Below are 23,039 nucleotides of genomic sequence, written 5' to 3'. Positions count from 1 at the left end.
AATTTGAAGGGGTATCAATATTAGACTAAGTAATCTTCTAAAGTTTTGGTTTTTGCTTTGAGTGCAGCTTCAATTACTTTTGGAGTACGGCCTTGGCCTGTCCAAGTTTTAGTTTCGCCGTTCTCATCAACATATTTATATTTTGCTGGGCGAGCAGCACGCTTAGCGCGAGTGCTGGTGCTTTTACCTGAATCCATAGTTTGCAGGAGGTCATTTAAATCTACGCCTTGTTCTAACATCATTTCGCGAATTTTTTCCAGTTTGCGATTACGTTCTTCGACTTCAGCGCGAGCTTGGCTTTCTTCTTCACGACGTTCAGCAACAACGACAGTTAATTTCTCCAGCATTTCTTCTAAAGATTCTAAAGTCATTTCTCGTGCTTGAGCACGAAGAGTACGGATGTTATTTAATGCTTTTAATGATTCGCTCATTTTCCTGGTCTCAATTTTATATGTTGGCATGTGTACAGTAATAATAGAGTGCTATTTTAAATTCTGCAATAGCTAAATTACTTTGGTAGTTTAAAAGTTATCTTTAACGAATGCAATTTTTTTACAAAAGAATTATAAAAATTTTCGTTGCTATAAATTGCTCTATTATCAATAACGGTACTAATGAAAAAAGGTAATTAGAAAATGCCACTAAATTTTATATTAATAGCCTAGTGATAACCATTACCTTTTGTTTGTCGATGTATCAATGGATGTCTTTAACGGAAATTTTCTTTTTTTGACAGAATTAATTTGGCAATATGTGCCAATGGCTATACCAGATAAAGTTAATATCAGTTTGAGATTAATTGTCTACAACACAGATGATGTGTGATCTAAAGGAACTAATTTAACGTAGTGATAGATGGAAATTCATACACTTAGTTATCTACATAGGTTTAAGTTAATCTTAAAATGCCTTTATGCTAAAGTATTTGCGAATATTATTTTTTAGGAAACCGCCCAATGGCACAGCTATATTTTTATTATTCTGCGATGAACGCGGGTAAATCGACTTCATTATTACAATCTTCTTATAACTATCACGAACGAGGGATGCGTACGTTGATTTTTACCGCTGAAATCGATAACCGCTTCAGTCAGGGTAAGGTATCTTCGCGGATAGGTTTATCTGCGGATGCGTTATTATTTTCGCCTATAACGAATATGGCAGAAATTATCAAGAACGAGAATGATGCACAAAAAGTACATTGCGTACTTATTGATGAATGCCAATTTCTGACAAAACATCAAGTAGAGCAATTATGTGATGTTGTCGATAATTTAGACATTCCGGTACTCTGTTATGGTTTACGAACGGATTTTTCTGGAGAATTGTTTGCAGGAAGTCAGTATTTATTGGCATGGGCAGATAAGTTAGTTGAGTTAAAGACAGTTTGTTACTGTGGACGTAAGGCAAATAAAGTTTTACGGATTGGTGGTGATGGCATCCCTGTATACGAAGGGGCTCAAGTGGATATCGGCGGGAATGAAAAGTATATCTCAGTTTGCCGAAAGCATTACTCTGAAGCCATTAAGCAAGCTCAATTAATGAATAGTGGTGCAATTGAAAAAATACCATTTAACTTCAAATAAGCATTAATTAAGATTTATGCTTCATATAGTTTACAAATAGGAATATCAGATTATTAAGATATTTTTGTCAAATAAAGTAAATGAATTAATAAAACACTCAGTTCGTTAGTTCTAAAAAGGGATGTATCACAGATAAAGCTTCAACATTCATAGAATAAAAGCGGATTGAATAAAATTTGACAAGCCTCATGTTTTTAACACGGGGCTTTCTTTTTATACCTGTTTAATTTCACACATTGTTAGATTATTTATAATCAAACAATGAAAATTCGCACAAAACAGTAGGCTAAATAAAGTTTAGCATTTCACTGTTTCAGTTTATTCAAATACGACTAAAGCAGCCTGAAACCTTCAGTATACTATTGTAGGGGCTAGGCAGAATAGAGCGGCTATAATGATTCTGGATTAGGTCAAGCTTCCCTCTAGCACTGTCTCTACCTACAAAAATACAATTGCTTGAAAGAATATTAAAACCCATATAAATAGGGAGGCTATTTTTCACCGCAGCAATAAACTTTAAATAACAGTGAACTTTAATTAGCAGTAAACGTATATCAGTAATTGAACCGCTCATTGTGCTGTAGTTTTGTTGATGTAATGGCTGCCAGCTGAAATAAAAGGCACTTTCTCAATCAGTTGGTACATTATGATGGCTAAATGACGAGAAAGGCTCCAAAAGCGTTAGGGAGACCCTAAATCTTTTGAAGCCTTTTTATCTATTAATGGCCTAAGCCACCAGTATGTTAACTATTTTTTGCTGCTTTTCTTTTCAGCTTTTGGTGCCACTGGCTCTGCACTTTGTTCAGTAAATTCACGACCGTAGTAAGAATCCAGTAACAGCTGTTTAATTTCAGAAATCAGCGGATAACGTGGGTTAGCGCCAGTACATTGGTCATCAAATGCATCTTCAGATAGTTTATCTAAGTGAGCTAAGAAGTCTGCCTCGGCAACACCCGCTTCACGGATAGACTTAGGTATGCCTAAATCAGCTTTCATCTCTTCTAACCAAGCCAGTAAGCGTTCAATTTTCGCACCAGTACGGTCACCCGCTTTGGTTAACCCTAAGTGGTCTGCAATTTCAGCATATTGGCGACGTGCTTGAGGACGGTCATATTGGCTGAATGCTGTTTGCTTAGTTGGGTTATCATTTGCGTTGAAACGAATTACGTTACAAATCAATAGGGCGTTTGCTAAACCGTGTGGAATATGGAATTCCGATCCCAGTTTATGCGCCATTGAGTGACAAACCCCTAAGAATGCGTTAGCAAAAGCAATACCAGCTAATGTTGCTGCATTATGAACACGCTCTCTTGCTACTGGGTTTTTTGCCCCTTCATGGTAGCTTGCTGGCAGATAATCTTTTAACAGGGTCAGTGCTTTGAGCGCTTGACCATCAGAGAACTCATTTGCCAGAACAGAAACATAAGATTCTAATGCGTGAGTTACTGCATCCAAACCACCAAACGCGGTTAAGGATTTAGGCATATTCATCACAAGGTTAGCATCAACAATCGCCATGTTTGGTGTTAATGCGTAGTCCGCTAATGGGTATTTTTGACCTGTTTTATCATCAGTCACAACGGCAAATGGTGTCACTTCTGAGCCTGTACCTGAAGTGGTGGTGATAGCGACCAGTTTTGCTTTCACACCCATTTTCGGGAACTTGTGAATACGTTTACGGATATCCATAAAACGTAACGCTAATTCTTCAAAGTGTGTTTCTGGATGTTCGTACATCACCCACATGATTTTCGCGGCATCCATTGGGGAACCACCACCTAAGGCAATGATTACATCCGGTTGGAAGGCTTGCATTTGCGCAGCACCTTTACGCACAACGGATAATGTTGGATCAGCTTCGACTTCAAAGAAAACATCAGTTTCAATATGGTGTTTTTTCAGAACATCGACAATTTCATCAACATAGCCATTATTAAATAAGTAGCTATCGGTCACGATAAAGACGCGTTTTGCACCATCAGTGGCTATCTCTTCTAAAGCGATTGGAAGACATCCACGGCGGAAATAGATTGAACTAGGAAGTTTATGCCACAACATATTTTCAGCTCTTTTTGCCACGGTTTTCTTATTGATTAAATGTTTTGGTCCTACGTTTTCAGAGATGGAGTTACCACCCCAAGAACCACAACCCAAGGTTAAAGATGGCGCCAGTTTAAAGTTATACAGGTCACCGATACCGCCTTGAGACGCAGGGGTATTAATCAAAATACGCGCCGTTTTCATTTTTTCGCCAAAATAGCTGACACGGTCATGCTGGTTATCTTGGTCAGTATAGAGACAAGATGTGTGACCGATACCACCCATTTCCACTAACTGTTCAGCTTTCTCTACTGCATCTTCAAAGTTTTTAGCGCGATACATCGCTAAGAGTGGGGACAGTTTTTCATGAGCGAATGGTTCTGATTCATCAACAAGTTTGACTTCACCGATTAAAATCTTAGTTGTTTCAGGAACAACAACTCCAGCCATTTCTGCAATTTTAAATGCAGGTTGACCCACGATAGCCGCATTTAAGTTGCCATCTTTCAAAATAATATTTTGTACTGCTTTGAGCTCTTTACCTTGCAGCAGGTAGCCACCATGGGTAGAGAAGCGCTCACGGACTTGATCATAAACTGCATCAACCACGACAACAGATTGTTCAGATGCGCAAATCACGCCGTTATCAAACGTTTTTGACATTAAGATAGAGGCAACGGCACGTTTGATGTCTGCAGTTTCATCGATAACAACTGGCGTGTTACCCGCACCAACGCCAATCGCTGGTTTACCAGAGCTGTAAGCCGCTTTCACCATGCCTGGACCACCTGTTGCTAAGATCAGGTTAATGTCAGGGTGGTGCATCAGCGCATTGGACAGCTCAACAGAAGGGGAGTCAATCCAGCCAATAATATCTTTTGGAGCGCCAGCTTCAATGGCCGCATTCAATACAATCTCAGCTGCACGGTTGGTCGCAATTTTAGCGCGAGGATGTGGAGAGAAAATAATGGCGTTACGCGTTTTTAAGCTAATTAATGATTTAAAAATTGCGGTCGAGGTTGGGTTAGTGGTTGGAACGATACCACAGATAATACCAATCGGTTCAGCAATGGTGATGGTACCAAAGGTTGGATCCTCAGAAAGAACACCACAGGTTTTTTCATCTTTATAGGCGTTGTAGATATACTCAGAAGCGAAGTGGTTTTTTATCACTTTATCTTCAACAATTCCCATGCCTGACTCTTCAACCGCAAGTTTTGCTAATGGAATTCGTGCATCAGCAGCAGCAAGGGCAGCGGCGCGGAAAATACGATCCACTTTCTCTTGAGAGAAGCTGGCAAATTCACGTTGAGCTTTTTTGACACGAGCAACAAGTTCATTGAGTTCAGTAACGTTTGTTACGGACATATAGATTACTCCTGATAAAGTTAAAATTTTTAAGCCAATGAGCAAAGCATCTAAAAAAAAGCTGTTGTGCCTAGAACATCCAAAGTGGCCATTCCAAATAAGTACCTAAAACAACAGTATAGATAAACTTAATAATAATGCTTTTCACCCATGCTAATTGGCTTATAAATTTCAGATAAATAGCTCAAAAAGTAAAAATTAACTGATTGATCACAGCGTTTATCAATTGAGACTAGATTAACAAAAAGGGAATTTAATAAAGTGATCTAAATCACAAAATATGCAAGCTGACTCCATTCAGCATGCCATTTTTACGGGGTTCATTGATTTGCAAAAAAAAGATTAAATTATCGCTAAAAAGAGGTGAATTAATCATCCATTTTTGACTGCTAAGATAATCTGCAATAAATAATTCTATTAAGATGCACAAAATTGTTCTTTAACTAAGGATTTTAGCGATTTCAGTGATAAAATTAGTTCAGGTAAGCGTTTCTTGTTTAAGAATTTTATGAGGGTATTAATGGGTGAGCGCAACATTACTTGATTTATCAGGCTATATTAAATTTTTTATTGGTCTATTTGCGTTGGTAAACCCGGTTGGTATCCTGCCTGTGTTTATTAGTATGACAAACTATCAAACCGTTGCTAGCCGCAATAGAACCAATACGATAGCCAACTCATCAGTCGCAATTATTCTCTGTACATCACTGCTGGTGGGGGACTCGATATTACAGCTGTTTGGTATTTCAATTGACTCATTCCGTATTGCGGGGGGAATTCTGATTGTCACCATCGCGTTATCGATGATCAGCGGTAAAATTGGTGAGGACAAACAGAACAAACAAGAAAAAACAGAAACCGCAGTGCGAGATAGTATTGGAGTGGTGCCGTTAGCGCTTCCGTTAATGGCGGGTCCCGGTGCAATCAGCTCGTGCATTGTCTGGTCATCACGTTGGACTGGCTGGCAGAACTTTATTGGTTTAGCGTTAACCAGTATTTTGTTCGCTTTTTGCTGTTGGCTGTTGTTCCGTTCTGCATCTTTACTGGTTCGTTACTTAGGGCAAACGGGCATCAACGTTGTCACCCGTATCATGGGCCTGCTACTTATGTCATTAGGCATCGAAATCGCTGTAACCGGTGTTAAAGCCATATTTCCAGGACTTTTATAGTGAGCATTATTTAGCCGTCTTACGAGGCGGCTATTCTCATCCACCTTTCCCGTCATTCCATTATTCTTTTCGAATTCAAAATACTCACTCAATTATCTTTGTGTGTTCTATGCAACCAAGCTGTCCTTTACAACCAAAATAATTCCTCTGCGCAATAAATTTGAAATGTGATTATGTGTCGCACTTTTTGCAGAATCAGGCATAAAAAGTAAGGAAATGTGAGCTGCGTAAATTTATTCACTATTCTCATCAGAGATTGTTAATGATATGTTTGGATTATTGTTGATGAAGATTTTAAGAGTTACTTAAGGTTTTTTATTATCTAATTGTTTTTATTTGAGTATTTAAAAGTTGAGAAAGTGTGTCACCCCTTTCAAATAGGTTCTCTAACTTGCAATGTTAAATAAATGTAATTTTTTATAACTTTTTTTTATAAGCTTTCTGAGCAAAATTGAACCTTTAAGGAAAGCTTTTGGCAGTCAAATTAGAAAACAGCTTAGGAAACAGTGACTAGAGCAGTAGTAAATCAACAATATGTAGGCGAACTAAACGTCGTTCAACATACGTTGAAACGTTAACTGTAAAACCGTAACTATGAAATGGAGAAGGCGCAACGATGAAACTTACTACTAAGCACAGTTTACTTTCCTGTCTCATTTTCTCATTAGCAATTTCAGCTCAAGCCTCATCAATCCCCGATAAATCCTCATCAAATAAAACTTCCATAAATAAAATAGTGGTCAATAACGGTTCAGAAGTCACTTCACTCGACCCTCATAAAGTCGAAGGGGTACCGGAAGGCAATATTATTTTAAATTTATTGGAAGGGTTGGTTTACGACGATATTAATGGAGTAGCCGTGCCCGGTATGGCAACGAGCTGGCAGAATGAGAACTACACCACATGGACATTTACCTTGCGAGATGATGCCAAGTGGAGCGATGGCACCCCCGTTGTTGCAGAGGATTTTGTATATAGTTGGCAGCGTTTAGCGGATCCTAAAACTGGTTCGCCTTATTCCAGTTATTTACAAAATGTTTATATTGAAAATGCAGACGCTATTTTAAAAGGTCAAAAACCCAAAGAATCGTTGGGTGTCAAAGCCCTTGATGACAAACATTTGCAAGTTACGCTAAGCCATCCCGTCCCGTATTTTATCGATATGCTTTCCCATACATCAATGAAACCAGTTAACCGTAAAGCCATTGAAAAATATGGTGATAAGTGGACTCAACCGGGTTCCTTTGTGGGTAATGGCGCCTATGTGTTGGATGAGTGGACAGTCAATGAGCGAATTATCATCAAGCGTAATCCGTTATATTGGAATGACGCAAAAACGCAGATTGACCAAGCGACTTTCTTAGCCATTACCTCTGAAGTCAGTGATAACAACCGTTACCGCAGTGGGGAAATTGATATTAGTAATTCAGCTATTCCCCCAACGCTGTTCAAAAAGATGAAAGCGGAAAAGCCGAACGAACTGTATGTTCGTCCGTTTCTGTGTACGTTTTATTATGAAATTAATAACCAAAAAGCCCCGTTCACCGACCCTCGGGTACGCGAAGCCATTAAGTTAGGTTTAGACAGAGAAACCATCACCAATAAAATTATCGATCAAGGACAGACAGTGGCTTACGGTTTTACGCCAACATTTATTCATAATGGTAATTTTGCGGTGCCAGAATGGGCAAAGCTTACGCCACAACAGCGTTATCAACGTGCGAAAGCGTTGCTCGCGGAGGCCGGATATAGCGCCAAAAATCCGCTCAAGTTTACTCTGCTCTATAACACCTCAGATCAAAATAAACAGCAGGCGATTGTGGCGGCATCCATGTGGCAGAAAAATATTGGCGCGGAAGTCACACTGCAAAACCAAGAGTGGAAAACCACACTGCAAAATCGCCATGAAGGGAATTATCAGGTTGCAAGAGCAACATGGTGCGCCGATTACAATGAACCGTCTGCATTCTTAAATTCATTACTGTCAGAAAACAGCAACAATACCGCAGCTTATAAAAATAAAGCCTATGACCAACTGCTATTGGAGGCTTTAACGGCGCCGAATGATCAAGCTCGTCAACAAATTTACCAACAGGCAGAAAGCTTGCTGGATAAGGACTCTGCGCTGGTTCCCGTGTATTACCGTGTGAGTGCAAGGATGATCAAGCCCACAATCGGAGGATTTAAAGGCGAAGACCCTCTTGATCACATGGATATTAAGCGGTTATATATTAATTCTACTAATTAATAATTTTGTAATAAACAAAATAATTGCTTACTGACTCAGTAAGTAGACGCATCAACAACACAACCAAAACAATAGTATGGGAGTAACCAAAATAATGAGCAAATTACTGAATAAGACCTTTGTTGCTTTAAGCGTTGCTGCTGGTGTTATGGCGGCAACGATGGCGACAAGCTATGCCGCAGTTGTTCCTGCTGGCGTGGAGCTAGCCGATAAACAAGTTATCGTACGTAATAATGGCTCCGAGCCACAATCCCTTGACCCGCACAAAATTGAAGGGGTACCTGAATCCCATTTAGCAAGGGACCTATTGGAAGGGATTACGATTGTTGGACCTGAAGGGGAAACATTACCTGGCTCCGCGATTAGCTGGGAAAATAAAGATTTCAAAGAGTGGACCTTTAAAATTCGCGATGGCGCTAAATGGTCGAATGGTGATCCTGTCACTGCAGAAGATTTTGTATATAGCTGGCGCCGACTGGCAGATCCAGACACCGCGTCTCCTTACGCTAGCTATCTGCAATATGCCCACGTACAGAATGTGGATGATGTTATTGCCGGTAAGAAAAAACCAGAAGAATTAGGCGTTAAAGCGTTAGATGATAAAACGTTGGTGCTAACATTAAGCGAAGCCGTACCGTATATTCCCAAATTACTTTCTCACCCATCAATGTCACCAGTGAATAAAAAAGTCGTTGAAAAATTTGGGGCTAAATGGACTCAACCGGGTAATTTTGTGGGCAATGGTGCCTATAAATTGAAAGATTGGACCGTTAACGAACGTATTGTTTTAGAGCGTAGTCCAACCTATTGGGATAATGCACATACAGTCATTGACCAAGTCACCTTCTTACCAATTTCATCGGAAGTTACGGACGTAAACCGTTATCGTAGCGGCGAAATTGATATGACGTATACCAATTTACCTATCGAACAATTTAAAAACATTCAACAAACAATGCAGAAGGATTTGCGTGTAAGTCCATATTTATGTACTTACTATTACGAAATTAATAATGAGAAACCGCCATTTAATGATCCTCGCGTTAGAGAAGCATTAAAACTGTCAATGGACAGAGATACTATCGCTAATAAAATCAAGGGAATGGGTGATATTCCTGCCTATGGTTTTACACCACCATTTACCAATGGTATGAAAACAGAAAAACCGGATTGGTATGCGAATATGACCCAAGAGCAGCGTAATGAAAAAGCTAAACAGTTGCTTGAAGAAGCGGGTTATAATAAGTCAAACCCATTGAAATTTAACTTGTTATATAACACATCAGATTTACATAAACGTATTGCTATTGCCGCATCATCCATGTGGAAGAAAAATATTGGTGCAGAGGTTAAACTCGAAAACCAAGAGTGGAAAACTTTCTTAGATAGCCGTCACCAAGGTGCTTATGATGTCGCACGCGCAGGTTGGTGTGCAGACTATAACGAACCGTCATCCTTCTTAAATATGCTGCTTTCTTACAGCAGTAATAACACCGTACATTATAAAAACAAAGATTTTGATGCCGCGATGAAAAAGACGCTTCAAGTAAAAACAGATGACGAGCGTGCTGATTTATACAAACAAGCAGAACAGATTGTTGACAAAGATTCTGCGATAGTCCCTCTCTACTATTATGTTAACACCCGATTAGTGAAACCTTATGTGGGTGGATATACGGGTAAAGATCCATTAGATAACTTACATACTAAAGATCTGTATATCATCAAACACTAATTACAACAGGCTGGTTCCGCGTGAGCCAGCCATTAGCCTAAATGGCAACAGAAGTAGGAAAGGGCAATGTTTAAATTTATTTTGCGTCGTTTGCTTGAAGCAATTCCGACTTTATTTATTCTCATTACCATCTCATTTTTCATGATGCGACTCGCGCCGGGTAGCCCGTTTACTGGGGAGCGTAAACTTCCACCCGAAGTCATGGCCAACATTGAGGCGAAATATCACCTTAATGACCCAATGTATAAGCAGTATTTCAGCTACTTATTCCAGCTTTCTCAAGGGGATTTCGGTCCTTCTTTCAAATATAAAGACTACAGCGTCAACGAGTTAGTTGCGAAAGCCTTTCCCGTATCTGCAAAATTAGGTGCCACCGCTTTTGTGGTCGCTGTGTTATTTGGCGTGACTGCGGGGGTAATTGCCGCATTAAATCAAAATACCAAATGGGACTTTACAGTCATGGGCTTTGCCATGACGGGGGTTGTTATCCCAAGCTTTGTTGTGGCACCACTTTTGGTGCTGATTTTTGCCATTCACTTGAAATGGCTCCCCGGTGGAGGTTGGGATGGCGGTAACGTTACGCACATGATTTTACCAATGGTGGCGCTCTCTTTGGCGTATATCGCCAGTATTTCGCGTATTACCCGTGGCTCGATGATTGAGATCATGCACTCAAACTTTATTCGTACTGCACGCGCCAAAGGATTACCGCTGCGTACCATTATTTTCCGCCATGCGTTAAAACCCGCATTACTGCCAGTGCTCTCTTATATGGGGCCTGCATTTGTGGGGATCATCACGGGCTCAATGGTGATTGAAACCATTTTCGGCTTACCGGGAATTGGGCAGTTGTTCGTCAATGGTGCACTGAACCGCGATTACTCATTAGTGCTCAGCTTAACGATTTTAGTTGGGGTATTGACCATTGCTTTTAATGCTATTGTCGATGTGCTGTATGCCGTCATCGACCCGAAAATTCGTTACTAGAACCGGAGAAACACTATGTTATTAAACAACAAAAATAGTGAAGCTCTGGAAAATTTTTCTGAGCAATTAGATATCGAAGGGCGCAGTCTTTGGCAAGATGCAAGACGACGCTTTATGCATAACCGTGCGGCAATTGTTAGCCTATGCGTGCTATTTTTTATCACGCTGTTTGTGATTTTTGCCCCGATGTTATCGCCATTTTTATATGATGATACCGACTGGGAAATGATGTCAACGCCACCTGATTGGGCGACGGGACACTATTTTGGAACCGATGCTTCAGGGCGTGATTTGCTTGTGCGCGTGGCAATTGGTGGACGAATTTCCTTAATGGTGGGCGTAGCGGCGGCATTAGTCGCGGTGGTGGTCGGCACCTTATATGGCTCACTGGCAGGTTATGTGGGTGGTAAAGTCGACTCCTTCATGATGCGCTTACTGGAGATTTTAAACTCCTTCCCATTTATGTTCTTCGTTATTTTGTTAGTGACGTTATTTGGTACCAATATCCTGTTGATCTTCGTGGCCATTGGGATGGTGTCATGGCTGGATATGGCGCGTATCGTGCGTGGGCAAACATTAGGGTTAAAACGCAAAGAGTTTATTGAAGCGGCGTTAGTCTGCGGTGTTAGCACGCGCCACATTATCCTGCGTCATATCGTACCGAACGTACTGGGTGTAGTCGTGGTTTACGCATCATTATTAGTCCCAAGTATGATCCTGTTTGAGTCATTCTTAAGCTTCCTTGGCTTAGGAACGCAAGAGCCACTCAGTAGCTGGGGAGCTTTACTCAGTGATGGCGCTAACTCTATGGAAGTCACGCCGTGGTTACTGTTGATCCCCGCTGGGTTCCTAGTTATCACGCTGTTCTGTTTTAACTTTATCGGCGATGGCTTACGTGATGCCCTCGACCCGAAAGATCGCTAAGGGGCTAATTTATGGAACATTCAATACACAAAAGCCCTTTATTATTGGTGCAAGATTTAAACGTCACATTTGCGACCCAAGATGGGGATGTGACGGCGGTGAATAAACTCAATTTTGAATTGAGTGCTGGGGAAACGCTGGGAATTGTGGGGGAATCCGGCTCGGGGAAATCCCAAACCGCTTTTGCCTTGATGGGACTGCTGGCAAAAAATGGCCGAGTAGGTGGCTCCGCCATGTTTAATGGCCGTGAGATTTTAAACCTCAAGGAGAAAGAGCTTAACCGCATGCGCGCGGAAGAGATCTCCATGATTTTCCAAGATCCTATGACTTCCCTCAACCCATACCTGAAAATTGGTACGCAGTTATCTGAAGTGTTGATGCTGCACAAAGGGATGAGTAAGAAAGAGGCCTTTGAAGAATCCGTACGTATGCTGGACGCGGTAAAAATGCCGGAAGCGCGTAAACGCATGAATATGTATCCGCATGAGTTTTCTGGTGGTATGCGCCAGCGTGTGATGATTGCGATGGCGCTACTGTGCCAACCAAAATTGCTGATCGCCGATGAACCAACAACCGCCTTGGACGTCACGGTACAAGCGCAGATCATGACCTTGCTGAATGAACTGAAGCAGGAATTTGATACCGCAATCATCTTAATTACCCACGACTTAGGGGTTGTCGCTGGTGTGTGTGACAAGGTACTCGTAATGTATGCGGGGCGCACGATGGAGTATGGCAGCGCACGAGATATTTTCTATCAGCCATCTCATCCATATTCGCTGGGTTTATTAGCGGCAGTGCCGCGCTTAGATGGTGATGACGATAACTTAGCCACTATTCCAGGCAACCCGCCAAACTTATTACGCTTACCAAAAGGGTGCCCATTCTCACCGCGTTGCCAATATGCAAACCAGCACTGTGTAGAGCAAGAACCTCAATTAGCCAGTTTTGCACAATCACGTTTACGTGCCTGCTTTAAGCCTGTGGAGGAATTAGTATGAGCCAAGAAAATAGGCAGGTGCTACTGGAAGTCAATGACTTAAAAGTGCATTTTTCCATCAGAGATAAACAACAATGGTTCTGGCAGCCGGATAAAAGTTTAAAAGCCGTCGATGGGGTGACACTACGTTTATACGAAGGGGAAACCTTGGGTGTGGTGGGGGAATCTGGCTGCGGTAAATCCACATTTGCGCGTGCATTAATTGGTTTGGTGAAATCTACCAGTGGCACGGTGACATGGTTAGGACAAAATTTACTTACCATGAATGATAAACAGTGGCGTAATGTGCGTAGCGATATCCAAATGATTTTCCAAGATCCACTGGCATCCTTAAACCCACGGATGACGATTGGAGATATTATCGCGGAGCCACTAAAAACTTATCATCCGAAGATGCCACAAAAAGAAATCACTGAAAAAGTGAAAAAAATGATGATGCGAGTCGGGCTACTACCCAATCTGATTAACCGCTATCCTCATGAATTCTCTGGTGGTCAATGTCAACGCATTGGGATTGCACGGGCGCTGATTTTAGAGCCGAAATTGGTGATTTGTGATGAGCCAGTGTCTGCGCTGGACGTCTCCATTCAAGCGCAAGTGGTGAACTTACTGCAAGAACTTCAGCGGGAAATGAAGCTTTCTTTAATCTTTATTGCCCACGATCTCGCGGTGGTCAAACACATTTCGGACCGTGTACTCGTCATGTATTTAGGACATGCGGTGGAGCTGGGAACTTACGACGAAGTGTATAACAACCCGCTGCACCCTTATACGCGTGCATTGATGTCTGCGGTGCCAGTACCGGATCCAGATAAGGAAAAAAATAAGCAAATTGAGCTGCTTGAGGGGGAATTGCCATCACCGATTAACCCGCCTTCAGGTTGTGTATTCAGAACCCGCTGCCCAAGTGCGGATGCTGAATGCGCGAAAACCCGTCCATTACTAGAAGGAAGTTTCAAGCATGCAGTGTCTTGTTTGAAAATTGATCCACTGTAATCGGTAAGATTTGCGTTTTATTGTTGTATTAAGGCTCCCTTTATTATTCATAAAGTGGGGCCTTTTTTATGGGGAACAATTTTCAGAAAATTCAAACCTAATTGCTACTTAAAATAATCAGTTAGCTATGATATTAAAGGCAGCGATATTAAAAGCGATGATATTAAAAATAAGTAATTAAAACTGGATAGGATACTAATTGTTAATGAGTGACCACTCGCAGCAGATTCATCAAACATGGATAGCCATCAACCAGCGCTATGCAGATGACCAAATCCAACGTATTCAACAAAAACTCCCCCTTGCTAAGCAAATGGACAGCGATGAAGCGTTGTTCGGAGCGGACAGCCACCATTATCAGCTCAATCCACCTTTGGATATGGCACAGATAGCACAGTGGCAGCGACGTACTGGTGTGCAGTTACCCCAAGAATATGTGCAGTTTATGACGCAATTGGGTAATGGCGGCGCAGGCCCTTACTACGGTATAGAGCGTTTTGAAGACAGTGAAAATCGTTATGATGCAGTGGTATTACCTTGCGTGCTTAGCCCAACCATGAGCAATGATGAGTGGCAAACACTCAGTCACTTAACGGAAAATTGCAGTGATGAAGAGTACGACTTACGGGAAAGTTTGCTTCACCAAGGGCTGTTTTACCTTGGTACTTGCGGCTGTACGTATGACATTCTGCTGGTGGTGACGGGCAAACATGCTGGGCGACTGGTTTATACCCACGAATGGTGTGACTCGCCAACACCGTATCAGTTTGCTTATGAAAGTCATTTATTGGATTGGTATGAACGCTGGCTAGATGAAATTATTCAGCAATATGATACTGGCTGGTTTGGGCATCGGATGGGCGGTGATGAAACGACGTTATTCAACCTATTTCATCATGAAGATAATGAAAAAACGAAGCTAGCGGCGCTAGAAGGACTGAAAAAGTTACCGTCATTATCGGAAAAGGGCATTGAGCAACTCACTCGTATATTAGATAACGAAATACTCAACATTTACCATGTGAAGGCACTGGAAGTATTAGCAAAATATTCCGTTGCTGCTTCATCGGACTATTTAGCCCAAACGCTTGAGAGCCAAGATCCTGCGCAAATCAATCGTGGGTTACAACTGATTTATTGGTATCAAAAAGCCGATTTAGCGAAGTTTCAATCGGCTATTTTAGCTAAATTAGCACAGAGCGAGCATGCAGATACGGTGAGTTTTGCGGGGTATATCCTCAAGGAATTACAAGCGGTCAAAGTGGAAGATTTTCAACACTTATTTAGTCATGTGGATGGTCAGATTGCTGTCAGTGCATTATATGCTGCTTCCCACGATGTCAATTTTAGTCAAAAGGTCGCTCACTACTTTGAGTATATGATTGCGGATAAGAGTGAAATTGCATTAACCGCGATCCAAGCTGTCGCGCGTTCACCTGAATTTGCTGATGGGGTGGAACCGTATATTGTGGCGGCGTGGGAAAAATACCCATTAGATAAGAGTGATTATATTCGCAATAATCTGCGTCTCTATATTAAGAAGCATCATTTGCAGTTGGATTTAGCAGAATAAAGTTTAATAAAAGATGAGGGAATATTTCCCCCATCTTTTATTTTTACTGTTTCCATTCGATATGTTGGAAAGGGTGCTTAGGGTTCCGGCTGATAAGAATTCGTGCAAAGATATCGTCAATCTCATCCTCTGGGCTTTTAGCAAGTCCGATCACCACTTCACTCATTTGCGCTAAAGGTAATCCTTGAGTGGCGAGAATATGCCAATCTTGACTGAATGGCACAATTTCAGCCGCGCCACACTCTTCGAACTGCAAAGCGAAAATCACTTGGTCGGCAGGCTCTAAGTTCTCCATCGCACCTTCAAGGAAAAGGTCATAGGCAATTTCAATGATTTCATCTTCATCGATTAGGTTAATACTTGGGTTCTGGCTCATGACGTTTTCCTAACAGTTAAGCAATGGTGATTATAGTTATTATAATTACAATAATGGGCTAAAGAAGTAGCACAGGCGCTCAATCACACGGTTCCAGAACGGGCGTTGTTCCCATTCTTCAATATCTAAGCGTGTGGAGCGAGCCATATAATCATACTGAACCAGCGTCAGATCGCTACCAAAACTTTTATCGTCAATCACGACTGTAATTTCAAAGTTCAGCCATAAACTGCGCATATCTAAGTTTACTGAACCGACTAAGCTTAATTCCCCATCAACACAGACACTCTTGGTATGCAGCAACCCATCTTCAAACTGGTAAATTTTCACGCCAGCTTCCAATAATTCGGTATAGAAAGAGCGGCTTGCCCAGCGAACTAAGAAAGAGTCATTATGGCGAGGCATGATGATACTGACATCAACACCGCGCATAGCAGCGGTACAGATTGCATGCAGCAAATCATCACTTGGTACAAAGTATGGGGTGGTCATGATCAGCTGCTTACGAGCTGAGAACATCGCTGTCATTAATGATTGCTGGATAAGTTCTTCAGGGAAACCCGGGCCTGAAGCAATCATTTGGGTAGTATGTCCGTTATCTTGCTCGAACGGCATGATATTGCTATCTGGTGGTGGCGGTAAAATGCGTTGTCCTGTTTCCATTTCCCAGTCAAAGGCGTAGACAATCCCTAATGTGGTACTCACTGGGCCTTCCATACGAACTAAAATATCCACCCATTCACCGACACCCGCATCTTGTTTAAAATAGCGCGGATCCACCATGTTCATGCTGCCGGTGTAAGAGATATAGTTATCAATGACAACGATTTTACGATGCTGGCGTAAATCCATACGGCGCAGGAAAAAACGCATAAGGTTGACTTTTAGAGATTCGACAAACTCAATCCCCGCGGCGCGCATTTTATCGGGATAATCACTGCGGAAAAAATGCCAGCTTCCTGCGGAGTCCACCATAATGCGGCACTTAACGCCACGTTTTGCTGCATTGAGAAGGGCGTCAGTGACTTCATCGACAAGCCCACCTGGCTGCCAAATATAGAACACCATTTCGATAGAGTTTTTGGCATTATTAATATCATTGGCAATGGCTTTTAGTGAGTCTTCGCTGGTGGTCAGTAATTGAATGCGGTTGCCTTTGACGCCTGCAATACCTTGGCGTTTCTCACACAGTTGGAATAATGGCTCAGCAACGGGGCTATTATCGTTAGCAAAAATGTGTTTGGAGAGGCGTAGATTTTCCAGCCAAGTGGCAACCGATGGCCACATTTGATGAGCTTTATCGATACGACGTCGACCTAAATGGAGTTCACCAAATGCGGCATACGCGATGATCCCCACCAGTGGCAGGATATAAATGATCAGTAACCATGTCATCGCCGAAGTGACGGGGCGACGAGTGACGAGGATACGGACAGTAACCCCAGCAACAATTAACCAATACAGGAAAAACAGTAACCAACTCATTAAGGTGTAGACGGTTGCCATAATGGATAACAAGCCTCACTGACAGAGAGAAAAAGAGTCGAAAAAAGAAAATATGTCTTATTAAATATAGACTAAGAATAAACATACCAGAATTTAGTAAAAGTTCTGAATAAAAACTGAGTTAAATAGATAAAAGTGCAATTAATGATAAATTAATTGGTTCAACTCCATTTTTTGCGTGATGATTTTGTTTTTTCATTGATAACTTCCTCTTGGTTCTCGTGAGTAAAGGCATATAATATTTCGCTGTTACGAACACACACCTGATAAGGATTAAAAAGATGAGACGCAGTAGGCAAGAAGTGGGTCGCTGGAGAATGCTAAGACAAGTCGTTCGCCGCCGTCGCCGTTGGTTAGAAAGACACTCTCGCCGCAATATGCACATTTATTCGCTCCGCAAAATGGACATCTATAAACGTCGTCATTCCCTGTTATTTACACAGTGGATTGAGTAAGGGTATTCACGTTTATACTCACATTTTTAACTTTGTTCGCTAAACCTTATTGAATATGATTGCTATTTGCATTTAAACTATTAGCCATATTCAATAAGTAAACGGTGTAGGGTAAAAATTGCATATGCGTGGTATCAGACTGTTAGTCATCATTGCTGTTTCATTATCAATTCATGCGGGCTTGGCTATGGCGTGGATTTTTAATCAACCGAAATTTCCTCAACCTGAGGAGCCAATCTCGATAGCAATGCTTTCCTTTGCTGAACCCGCCGCCACTCCACCAGCCGAAACACAGGCAGAGCCAGAGCCGGTCGTTGAACCTGAACCTATCATTGAACCTGAGCCTGTCGTTGAACCGGCGATAGTCTTACCGCAGAAAAAACCAGAAGTAAAAAAGAAACCTGAACCGAAGAAAGAACCTAAAAAAGAACCGAAAAAAGTTCAAGAGCCAGTTAAACCCGTTGAGAAACAACTGGCGATGAACAAAACGCCATCCACAAATACAGATACTACGCCAAAAGAAGTCACCAACACGCGCGGAACTGATACTAACGTCAAAAATAATGCAACAGCATCTAACCAATCCACGGGGCAACGTGGTCCAAAAGCATTAAGTAAACAAGCGCCTGAATACCCAGATCGCGCTCGTCGTCTAGGAAAAAATGGTTATGTGAAAGTACGCTATGACATCGATGAAGATGGGCGAGTGCAGAATATTGAGTTTGTTGAAGCTTCACCAAAAGGGATGTTTGAGCGAGACGTGAAGCGTGCAATGAACCGTTGGAAATACGAAAAATTGCCAGCGAAAGGTTATATCACTGAAATCTACTTCAAAGTGGATGGCACGGTAAGCCAAGCTTAGCAGTTAGAAAATGTGAAGATCAAAAAAGGGCACTTATCAAAGTGCCCTTTCAGTATATGAATGATTAAGCTTGAGGCTGCGAACTTTCTAATTCGAAGTGTTGCTTATCTTCAGGTAATGCTCGAGGCGTATTGTCATCATTGACCGCCACATAAGTAAATACCGCATCAGTAGCTTGATAGCGCTGACCTACAGGGTGGGTTGCCACTTTTTTCACCCACACTTCAATATTGATAGTGACGGAACTTTTCCCTGTTTTTAAGCAGCGAGCATAACAACAAACAACATCACCAACAGCAACTGGTTTTTGAAATTTAATGCCATTGACTGCCACTGTTACTACGCGACCCAGAGCAATTTCTTTTGCTAAAATCGCGCCGCCAATATCCATTTGAGACATTAGCCAGCCACCAAAAATATCGCCATTCGCATTGGTATCTGAAGGCATTGCCAAAGTACGTAAAACGAGTTCACCGTTAGGTAATTGCATATCAAACTCTTTATTAAAAGGAATTAAACACTATGATTTTGTTGCTCATTTATAGCAAACAAACATAAGTATAGTAAACCGCTAGAGTACATCCAGTCACAGATAATTGTAACAAATCACTGTGATAGGCATAAAAAAGCTGCGAAAGTGCGCAGCTTTTTTATCATCATAATAATTCGAAGAAATAAATTACTCTTCTGGCTTTTCTGCCTGAGGCTCTTTAGTCATGTGTTTGAAAATATACACCACACTAAGGATCGTAAAAATTAAGGTACCAGCCGTCAATCCAAATACTTTAAAGTTGACCCAGACACTCTCAGCCATCCAATAAGCCACGTAAATATTAATAACAGCGCAAGCAACAAAGAAAATACCCCAAGCGGTATTTAATTTTAACCAATAACTGTCTGCTAATTTAATTTCTTGGTTGCTACCCAGCATTCTTTGAATGAGTGGTTTTTCTGTAAACCATTGGCTTGCAAACAAAGCAATACCAAAAAGAGCATAAATAATGGTGACTTTCCATTTGATAAAGTCAGCGCTATGAAATAACACCGTTAACCCTGCAAATACCATCACAATCGCACAGGTGATTTTTGCTACTCTTTCCACTTTTTTATAAATAAAGTAAGTGACCAATAAGGAAATCGGGGTGGTTATCAGTAATGATTGGCTAGCAACATAAATATCGTATTGCTTATAAAAGAGAAAAAAGATAACCAAAGGAATAAAATCAATAAGTTGTTTCATAACGGTGGATTCAGATCCTTAACGTGAACATAATCAGCTTAAATAGAGTCAATTCAAACAGAGTCAACTTAAACGTAGTGGCGTAGTTTAACTGATTTTGCGCAGATTGTTAAAAGTTTGCTCTCTTTTACCAAGAATTAAGCCTGTAAACCAATCAAATTTGCACTATTTTACCCTTATTTGACTTAGTCCTAGATAAACTTTAATAGTTCGGATATAAATAGTCTACGTAAGAAATTAACTGATTAATTTTTAGAGATTTTTCCATGATAAAGGCGCGATTATTTAATCTGATGCCCGGTTTACAAACCTTTAGTCAATATCAATTGGCGAACTTGGGGCCGGATGTGAAAGCGGGGCTGTCGGTCGCCGCCGTGGCGCTGCCTGTGGCAATTGCTTATGCTGAACTCATGGGGATCAATGCCATTGTCGGGCTATATGCCTGTATTTTACCGATGCTGATGTATGCATTGTTTGGCACCTCTAAACAATTAATCATTGGACCGGATGCGGCAACCTGTGCGGTGATTGCCGCTGCCGTTGCGCCTTTAGCGATGGGGGATGAAAATACCCGTTGGCAATTAATCATTGTAATGAGCTTAATGACGGGAATATGGTGCTTGATTGCGGCACGTTTTCGTCTGGGAATGTTTGCCGATTTTTTATCCGGACCGATTTTACAAGGGTTATTAAATGGGGTCGCACTGACCATTATTGTTAGTCAGCTAGGGAAAATTTTTGGTATTGATTCGCTTCCATCTGGGTTTATCGAGCGTTTAGTGGCATTACCGCTTGCGCTACCAGAAACCCATATTCCGACATTAACGGTGGCGGTATTAACGCTAACGGTGACGATGGCCATCAAACGGGTACGCAGTAAATGGCCTTCACTGTTAATTGCGATGGTCTTGGCAACGAGCGCCAGCATTATTTTCAATCTTGAGCAATATGGCATTAGTACCGTCGGTAATCTGGGTAATGGATTACCCTCGATAGCAGCACCGGATTTTAACCCCGGCTTATTGCGGGATTTGGTGACGCCATCTTTAAACTTAGCGGTGATCAGCTTTGTGAGCTTTATGATGACGGCGCGAAGCTTTGCCAGCAAAAATGGTTATACCGTGGATGCAGACCAAGAGCTGCGCGCCTTAGGCATGGCGAATATCGCGTCTGCATTATCTCAAGGATTTGCGGTAAGTGCGGCCAGTAGCCGAACTGCTGTAAACGATATGATGGGCGGCAAAACGCAGATGGTATCGGTCATTGCTGCGCTCACTATTTTGGTGGTGTTGCTGTTTTCAATGGATCTGCTGGGTTATATTCCGATGCCCGCATTAGGGATGGTGCTAGTGGTCTCGACGTTTTCACTGATTAGCTTTTGCAGCATTTATGCAATGCGTAAACGTAACCGACAAGCCTTTTTCTTATGCGTTTTCACACTTTGCGCGGTGCTTGTGGTCGGCTTGATCAGCGGCGTGGGCTTTGCCGTGTTATTAGGTTTGCTGCAATTTTTGCGGGTGATATTCCGCCCAACAGATCAATTATTAGGGGTTGATGAACAGGGCATGTTGCATTCTATGAACCCTGATAATGATATTCAGGCGGTTGAAGGGGTTCTGATTTATCGTTTTAACTCACCGTTGACTTATTTCAATGTGAACTATTTTAAAGATCGCTTAAACAAGCATATCGATAGCCAGCGTAAACGTCCGGCGTGGGTCATTGTGGATGCCGCCGTTAGCTTCACCCATAACGACGTGAGCGTCTTCTCTGCACTTAACGAGCTTGTGACGTCATTAAAAGCGAAAGGGGTAACGCTGGTGTTGGCTGGGCGAAGAACATCCCTAAACCGTTGGTTATCACAAAATAAAATTAGCCGTTCTGATGATGATTTATTGGTGGTGCCAGATATCTATTTCGCTATCCGCTTGATCCAGAGTAAGCAGCATATTCAGCAAAAAAGTGTTGAAGAACGCAAGGAGAGTGAGGAAGGAATCGTCGATAATAAATTGTCAGAGTAATGGTTTCGATAGAATGAAAAACAAAAGGGCGTCACTTTGAAGAGACGCCCTTTTTAGATCATTAAATCTGTCTATATTTATGCGTTTTTGCTGCTCAGCATATATAAACGGAAAAAGTAAATTAAGGCAAAAGCGGCAATCATGTTGTTGATCAGGAATGAAATACCATTGACCACAATATGATTCAGTTGCAGGCTGCTTAACAGCATACTCACTAACATTTGCGTTGCCATCCAAATTAAAATCATTGGGGCAGCTATACGCCAATTGGCAAACGCCAGCTTCCAGCTTCTGCCCATGGCATTAAATGGATTCACTTTTTCATTCATTAAAATGGCAGGGGCAAGAGAAAAGCCAATCGCCAAAATCAGACCAGGAAGTACCATCAGGGTGATACCCAGCTGAATTAATAATGAACAGATAATTAGCAGTAGGAACATCGCAGGGGCTTTAGGTAATGATGAAACCAGTGCTTGAGTCCCGTTCACAGCTTCACCGCGAGATAAATTGGCGATATAAGAAAGCACGCCGCACATCAGTACCAAACTTCCCAATGCTACGGATAAAATCAAGCCCATAGACACACGCAGAATGCTGTTTTTCTCGTCTTCAGGTAAGTTCAGTACCCAATTCTGTAACCCTGCATTACCCGCTTCAAGTAGCTGGTTCTGCGCTTCAAGTAACACGCCAATCATCCGTTCATTAGGAATTAACATTGCGTAGACAATCACGCTGATTGCGGTGGCGATTAACACAATGGTGAAGAGGCCATTCAACTGGTTTTTAAAAAAGTTGATGCTGTCACGAAAGAGTGAGTTGGCCGAAATGGACATGTAACTGCTCCTATCTACAAACGGAATAAAAATTTGACGGTGATTGTAACTGAGTATCGGACGTATAGGTAGAGAAAGATAAGAAAAGTCTGGGAGTTAGCCTAAATAGGTGCGCTACTC

Annotated in this window: 19 protein-coding genes; 12 read left to right on the top strand and 7 right to left on the bottom strand. The window is 41.7% G+C overall.

Annotated elements, in window-relative coordinates:
* Positions 1 to 20: 20 nt before the first annotated feature.
* Positions 21 to 431 (bottom strand): H-NS family histone-like protein, encoded by a 411-nt coding sequence (locus tag PR799_RS07615; RefSeq protein ID WP_272521631.1) that lies wholly within the window; start codon positions 429 to 431, stop codon positions 21 to 23.
* Between the two features lie 525 nt (positions 432 to 956).
* Here PR799_RS07615 and PR799_RS07610 point away from each other — a divergent pair.
* Positions 957 to 1,586, top strand: a complete 630-nt coding sequence (locus tag PR799_RS07610; protein WP_154627009.1) for a thymidine kinase — start codon at positions 957 to 959, stop codon at positions 1,584 to 1,586.
* Between the two features lie 747 nt (positions 1,587 to 2,333).
* Here PR799_RS07610 and adhE read toward each other — a convergent pair.
* Complete coding sequence (gene adhE / locus PR799_RS07605; protein ID WP_154627007.1) at positions 2,334 to 4,994, bottom strand: bifunctional acetaldehyde-CoA/alcohol dehydrogenase; 2,661 nt, start codon at positions 4,992 to 4,994, stop codon at positions 2,334 to 2,336.
* A 524-nt stretch (positions 4,995 to 5,518) separates the two neighbouring features.
* Here adhE and PR799_RS07600 point away from each other — a divergent pair.
* The 8 genes from PR799_RS07600 (at position 5,519) to PR799_RS07565 (ending at position 15,626) form a co-directional block, all read left to right on the top strand.
* Positions 5,519 to 6,163 carry a YchE family NAAT transporter gene (locus tag PR799_RS07600; protein ID WP_036956506.1) on the top strand — a complete coding sequence of 215 codons (645 nt, stop codon included), beginning with the start codon at positions 5,519 to 5,521 and terminating at the stop codon, positions 6,161 to 6,163.
* A gap of 616 nt (positions 6,164 to 6,779) precedes the next feature.
* Entirely contained in the window at positions 6,780 to 8,411 is a 1,632-nt protein-coding gene (locus tag PR799_RS07595; RefSeq protein ID WP_272521630.1) for an ABC transporter substrate-binding protein, read from the top strand.
* 94 nt (positions 8,412 to 8,505) lie between these two features.
* Complete coding sequence (gene oppA, locus PR799_RS07590; RefSeq protein WP_272521629.1) at positions 8,506 to 10,146, top strand: oligopeptide ABC transporter substrate-binding protein OppA; 1,641 nt, start codon at positions 8,506 to 8,508, stop codon at positions 10,144 to 10,146.
* A 66-nt stretch (positions 10,147 to 10,212) separates the two neighbouring features.
* Entirely contained in the window at positions 10,213 to 11,133 is a 921-nt protein-coding gene (gene oppB, locus PR799_RS07585) for an oligopeptide ABC transporter permease OppB (protein WP_154627001.1), read from the top strand.
* 15 nt (positions 11,134 to 11,148) lie between these two features.
* Positions 11,149 to 12,057: an oligopeptide ABC transporter permease OppC gene (oppC, locus tag PR799_RS07580; RefSeq protein WP_154626999.1), complete on the top strand. Its 909-nt coding sequence runs from the start codon at positions 11,149 to 11,151 to the stop codon at positions 12,055 to 12,057.
* 11 nt (positions 12,058 to 12,068) lie between these two features.
* Positions 12,069 to 13,058 (top strand): ABC transporter ATP-binding protein, encoded by a 990-nt coding sequence (locus tag PR799_RS07575; RefSeq protein WP_154626997.1) that lies wholly within the window; start codon positions 12,069 to 12,071, stop codon positions 13,056 to 13,058.
* Positions 13,055 to 14,053, top strand: a complete 999-nt coding sequence (gene oppF / locus PR799_RS07570) for a murein tripeptide/oligopeptide ABC transporter ATP binding protein OppF (protein WP_154603727.1) — start codon at positions 13,055 to 13,057, stop codon at positions 14,051 to 14,053. The genes PR799_RS07575 and oppF overlap by 4 nt, the downstream gene beginning before the upstream one ends.
* A 205-nt stretch (positions 14,054 to 14,258) precedes the next feature.
* Entirely contained in the window at positions 14,259 to 15,626 is a 1,368-nt protein-coding gene (locus PR799_RS07565) for an SMI1/KNR4 family protein (protein WP_272521627.1), read from the top strand.
* A 43-nt stretch (positions 15,627 to 15,669) separates the two neighbouring features.
* Here the strand turns inward: PR799_RS07565 and PR799_RS07560 are convergent, their stop codons facing one another.
* Both PR799_RS07560 and cls read right to left on the bottom strand, forming a co-directional pair.
* Positions 15,670 to 16,002: an HI1450 family dsDNA-mimic protein gene (locus PR799_RS07560; protein WP_154603729.1), complete on the bottom strand. Its 333-nt coding sequence runs from the start codon at positions 16,000 to 16,002 to the stop codon at positions 15,670 to 15,672.
* Between the two features lie 45 nt (positions 16,003 to 16,047).
* On the bottom strand, positions 16,048 to 17,508 hold the full coding sequence (gene cls / locus PR799_RS07555; protein ID WP_154626995.1) for a cardiolipin synthase: 1,461 nt from the start codon (positions 17,506 to 17,508) through the stop codon (positions 16,048 to 16,050).
* A 281-nt stretch (positions 17,509 to 17,789) separates the two neighbouring features.
* Between cls and PR799_RS07550 the strand changes: the two genes are divergently transcribed.
* Positions 17,790 to 17,963, top strand: a complete 174-nt coding sequence (locus PR799_RS07550) for a YciY family protein (RefSeq protein ID WP_132496008.1) — start codon at positions 17,790 to 17,792, stop codon at positions 17,961 to 17,963.
* 124 nt (positions 17,964 to 18,087) lie between these two features.
* Positions 18,088 to 18,825, top strand: a complete 738-nt coding sequence (locus PR799_RS07545; RefSeq protein WP_154626993.1) for a TonB family protein — start codon at positions 18,088 to 18,090, stop codon at positions 18,823 to 18,825.
* Positions 18,826 to 18,889: 64 nt separating this feature from the next.
* Here the strand turns inward: PR799_RS07545 and yciA are convergent, their stop codons facing one another.
* Together yciA and PR799_RS07535 are read right to left on the bottom strand one after the other, a co-directional pair.
* Positions 18,890 to 19,315, bottom strand: a complete 426-nt coding sequence (gene yciA, locus PR799_RS07540) for an acyl-CoA thioester hydrolase YciA (RefSeq protein ID WP_006658727.1) — start codon at positions 19,313 to 19,315, stop codon at positions 18,890 to 18,892.
* A 189-nt stretch (positions 19,316 to 19,504) separates the two neighbouring features.
* On the bottom strand, positions 19,505 to 20,065 hold the full coding sequence (locus PR799_RS07535) for a septation protein A (protein WP_154626990.1): 561 nt from the start codon (positions 20,063 to 20,065) through the stop codon (positions 19,505 to 19,507).
* 266 nt (positions 20,066 to 20,331) lie between these two features.
* Here PR799_RS07535 and PR799_RS07530 point away from each other — a divergent pair, with 266 nt between their 5' ends.
* Positions 20,332 to 22,086 (top strand): SulP family inorganic anion transporter, encoded by a 1,755-nt coding sequence (locus PR799_RS07530; RefSeq protein WP_272521626.1) that lies wholly within the window; start codon positions 20,332 to 20,334, stop codon positions 22,084 to 22,086.
* Positions 22,087 to 22,163: 77 nt separating this feature from the next.
* Here PR799_RS07530 and PR799_RS07525 read toward each other — a convergent pair whose 3' ends face one another.
* Positions 22,164 to 22,919 (bottom strand): YciC family protein, encoded by a 756-nt coding sequence (locus PR799_RS07525; protein WP_154603733.1) that lies wholly within the window; start codon positions 22,917 to 22,919, stop codon positions 22,164 to 22,166.
* Between the last annotated feature and the right edge of the window lie 120 nt (positions 22,920 to 23,039).

The organism is Providencia sp. PROV202, from assembly GCF_028479565.1.
Classification (GTDB): Bacteria; Pseudomonadota; Gammaproteobacteria; order Enterobacterales; family Enterobacteriaceae; genus Providencia; species Providencia zhijiangensis.
The sequence above is the reverse complement of the archived record's forward strand: the minus strand, read 5'-3'. Positions and strand labels throughout refer to the sequence as shown.

Coding starts and splice junctions, on each gene's coding strand:
- PR799_RS07610 (WP_154627009.1), top strand. CDS start 957: ATGGCACAGCTATATTTTTATTATTCTGCGATGAACGCGGGTAAATCG.
- PR799_RS07525 (WP_154603733.1), bottom strand. CDS start 22,919: ATGTCCATTTCGGCCAACTCACTCTTTCGTGACAGCATCAACTTTTTT.
- cls (WP_154626995.1), bottom strand. CDS start 17,508: ATGGCAACCGTCTACACCTTAATGAGTTGGTTACTGTTTTTCCTGTAT.
- oppA (WP_272521629.1), top strand. CDS start 8,506: ATGAGCAAATTACTGAATAAGACCTTTGTTGCTTTAAGCGTTGCTGCT.
- PR799_RS07615 (WP_272521631.1), bottom strand. CDS start 431: ATGAGCGAATCATTAAAAGCATTAAATAACATCCGTACTCTTCGTGCT.
- oppB (WP_154627001.1), top strand. CDS start 10,213: ATGTTTAAATTTATTTTGCGTCGTTTGCTTGAAGCAATTCCGACTTTA.
- yciA (WP_006658727.1), bottom strand. CDS start 19,315: ATGCAATTACCTAACGGTGAACTCGTTTTACGTACTTTGGCAATGCCT.
- adhE (WP_154627007.1), bottom strand. CDS start 4,994: ATGTCCGTAACAAACGTTACTGAACTCAATGAACTTGTTGCTCGTGTC.
- PR799_RS07530 (WP_272521626.1), top strand. CDS start 20,332: ATGATAAAGGCGCGATTATTTAATCTGATGCCCGGTTTACAAACCTTT.
- PR799_RS07595 (WP_272521630.1), top strand. CDS start 6,780: ATGAAACTTACTACTAAGCACAGTTTACTTTCCTGTCTCATTTTCTCA.
- oppF (WP_154603727.1), top strand. CDS start 13,055: ATGAGCCAAGAAAATAGGCAGGTGCTACTGGAAGTCAATGACTTAAAA.
- PR799_RS07535 (WP_154626990.1), bottom strand. CDS start 20,065: ATGAAACAACTTATTGATTTTATTCCTTTGGTTATCTTTTTTCTCTTT.
- PR799_RS07565 (WP_272521627.1), top strand. CDS start 14,259: ATGAGTGACCACTCGCAGCAGATTCATCAAACATGGATAGCCATCAAC.
- oppC (WP_154626999.1), top strand. CDS start 11,149: ATGTTATTAAACAACAAAAATAGTGAAGCTCTGGAAAATTTTTCTGAG.
- PR799_RS07560 (WP_154603729.1), bottom strand. CDS start 16,002: ATGAGCCAGAACCCAAGTATTAACCTAATCGATGAAGATGAAATCATT.
- PR799_RS07545 (WP_154626993.1), top strand. CDS start 18,088: ATGCGTGGTATCAGACTGTTAGTCATCATTGCTGTTTCATTATCAATT.
- PR799_RS07575 (WP_154626997.1), top strand. CDS start 12,069: ATGGAACATTCAATACACAAAAGCCCTTTATTATTGGTGCAAGATTTA.
- PR799_RS07550 (WP_132496008.1), top strand. CDS start 17,790: ATGAGACGCAGTAGGCAAGAAGTGGGTCGCTGGAGAATGCTAAGACAA.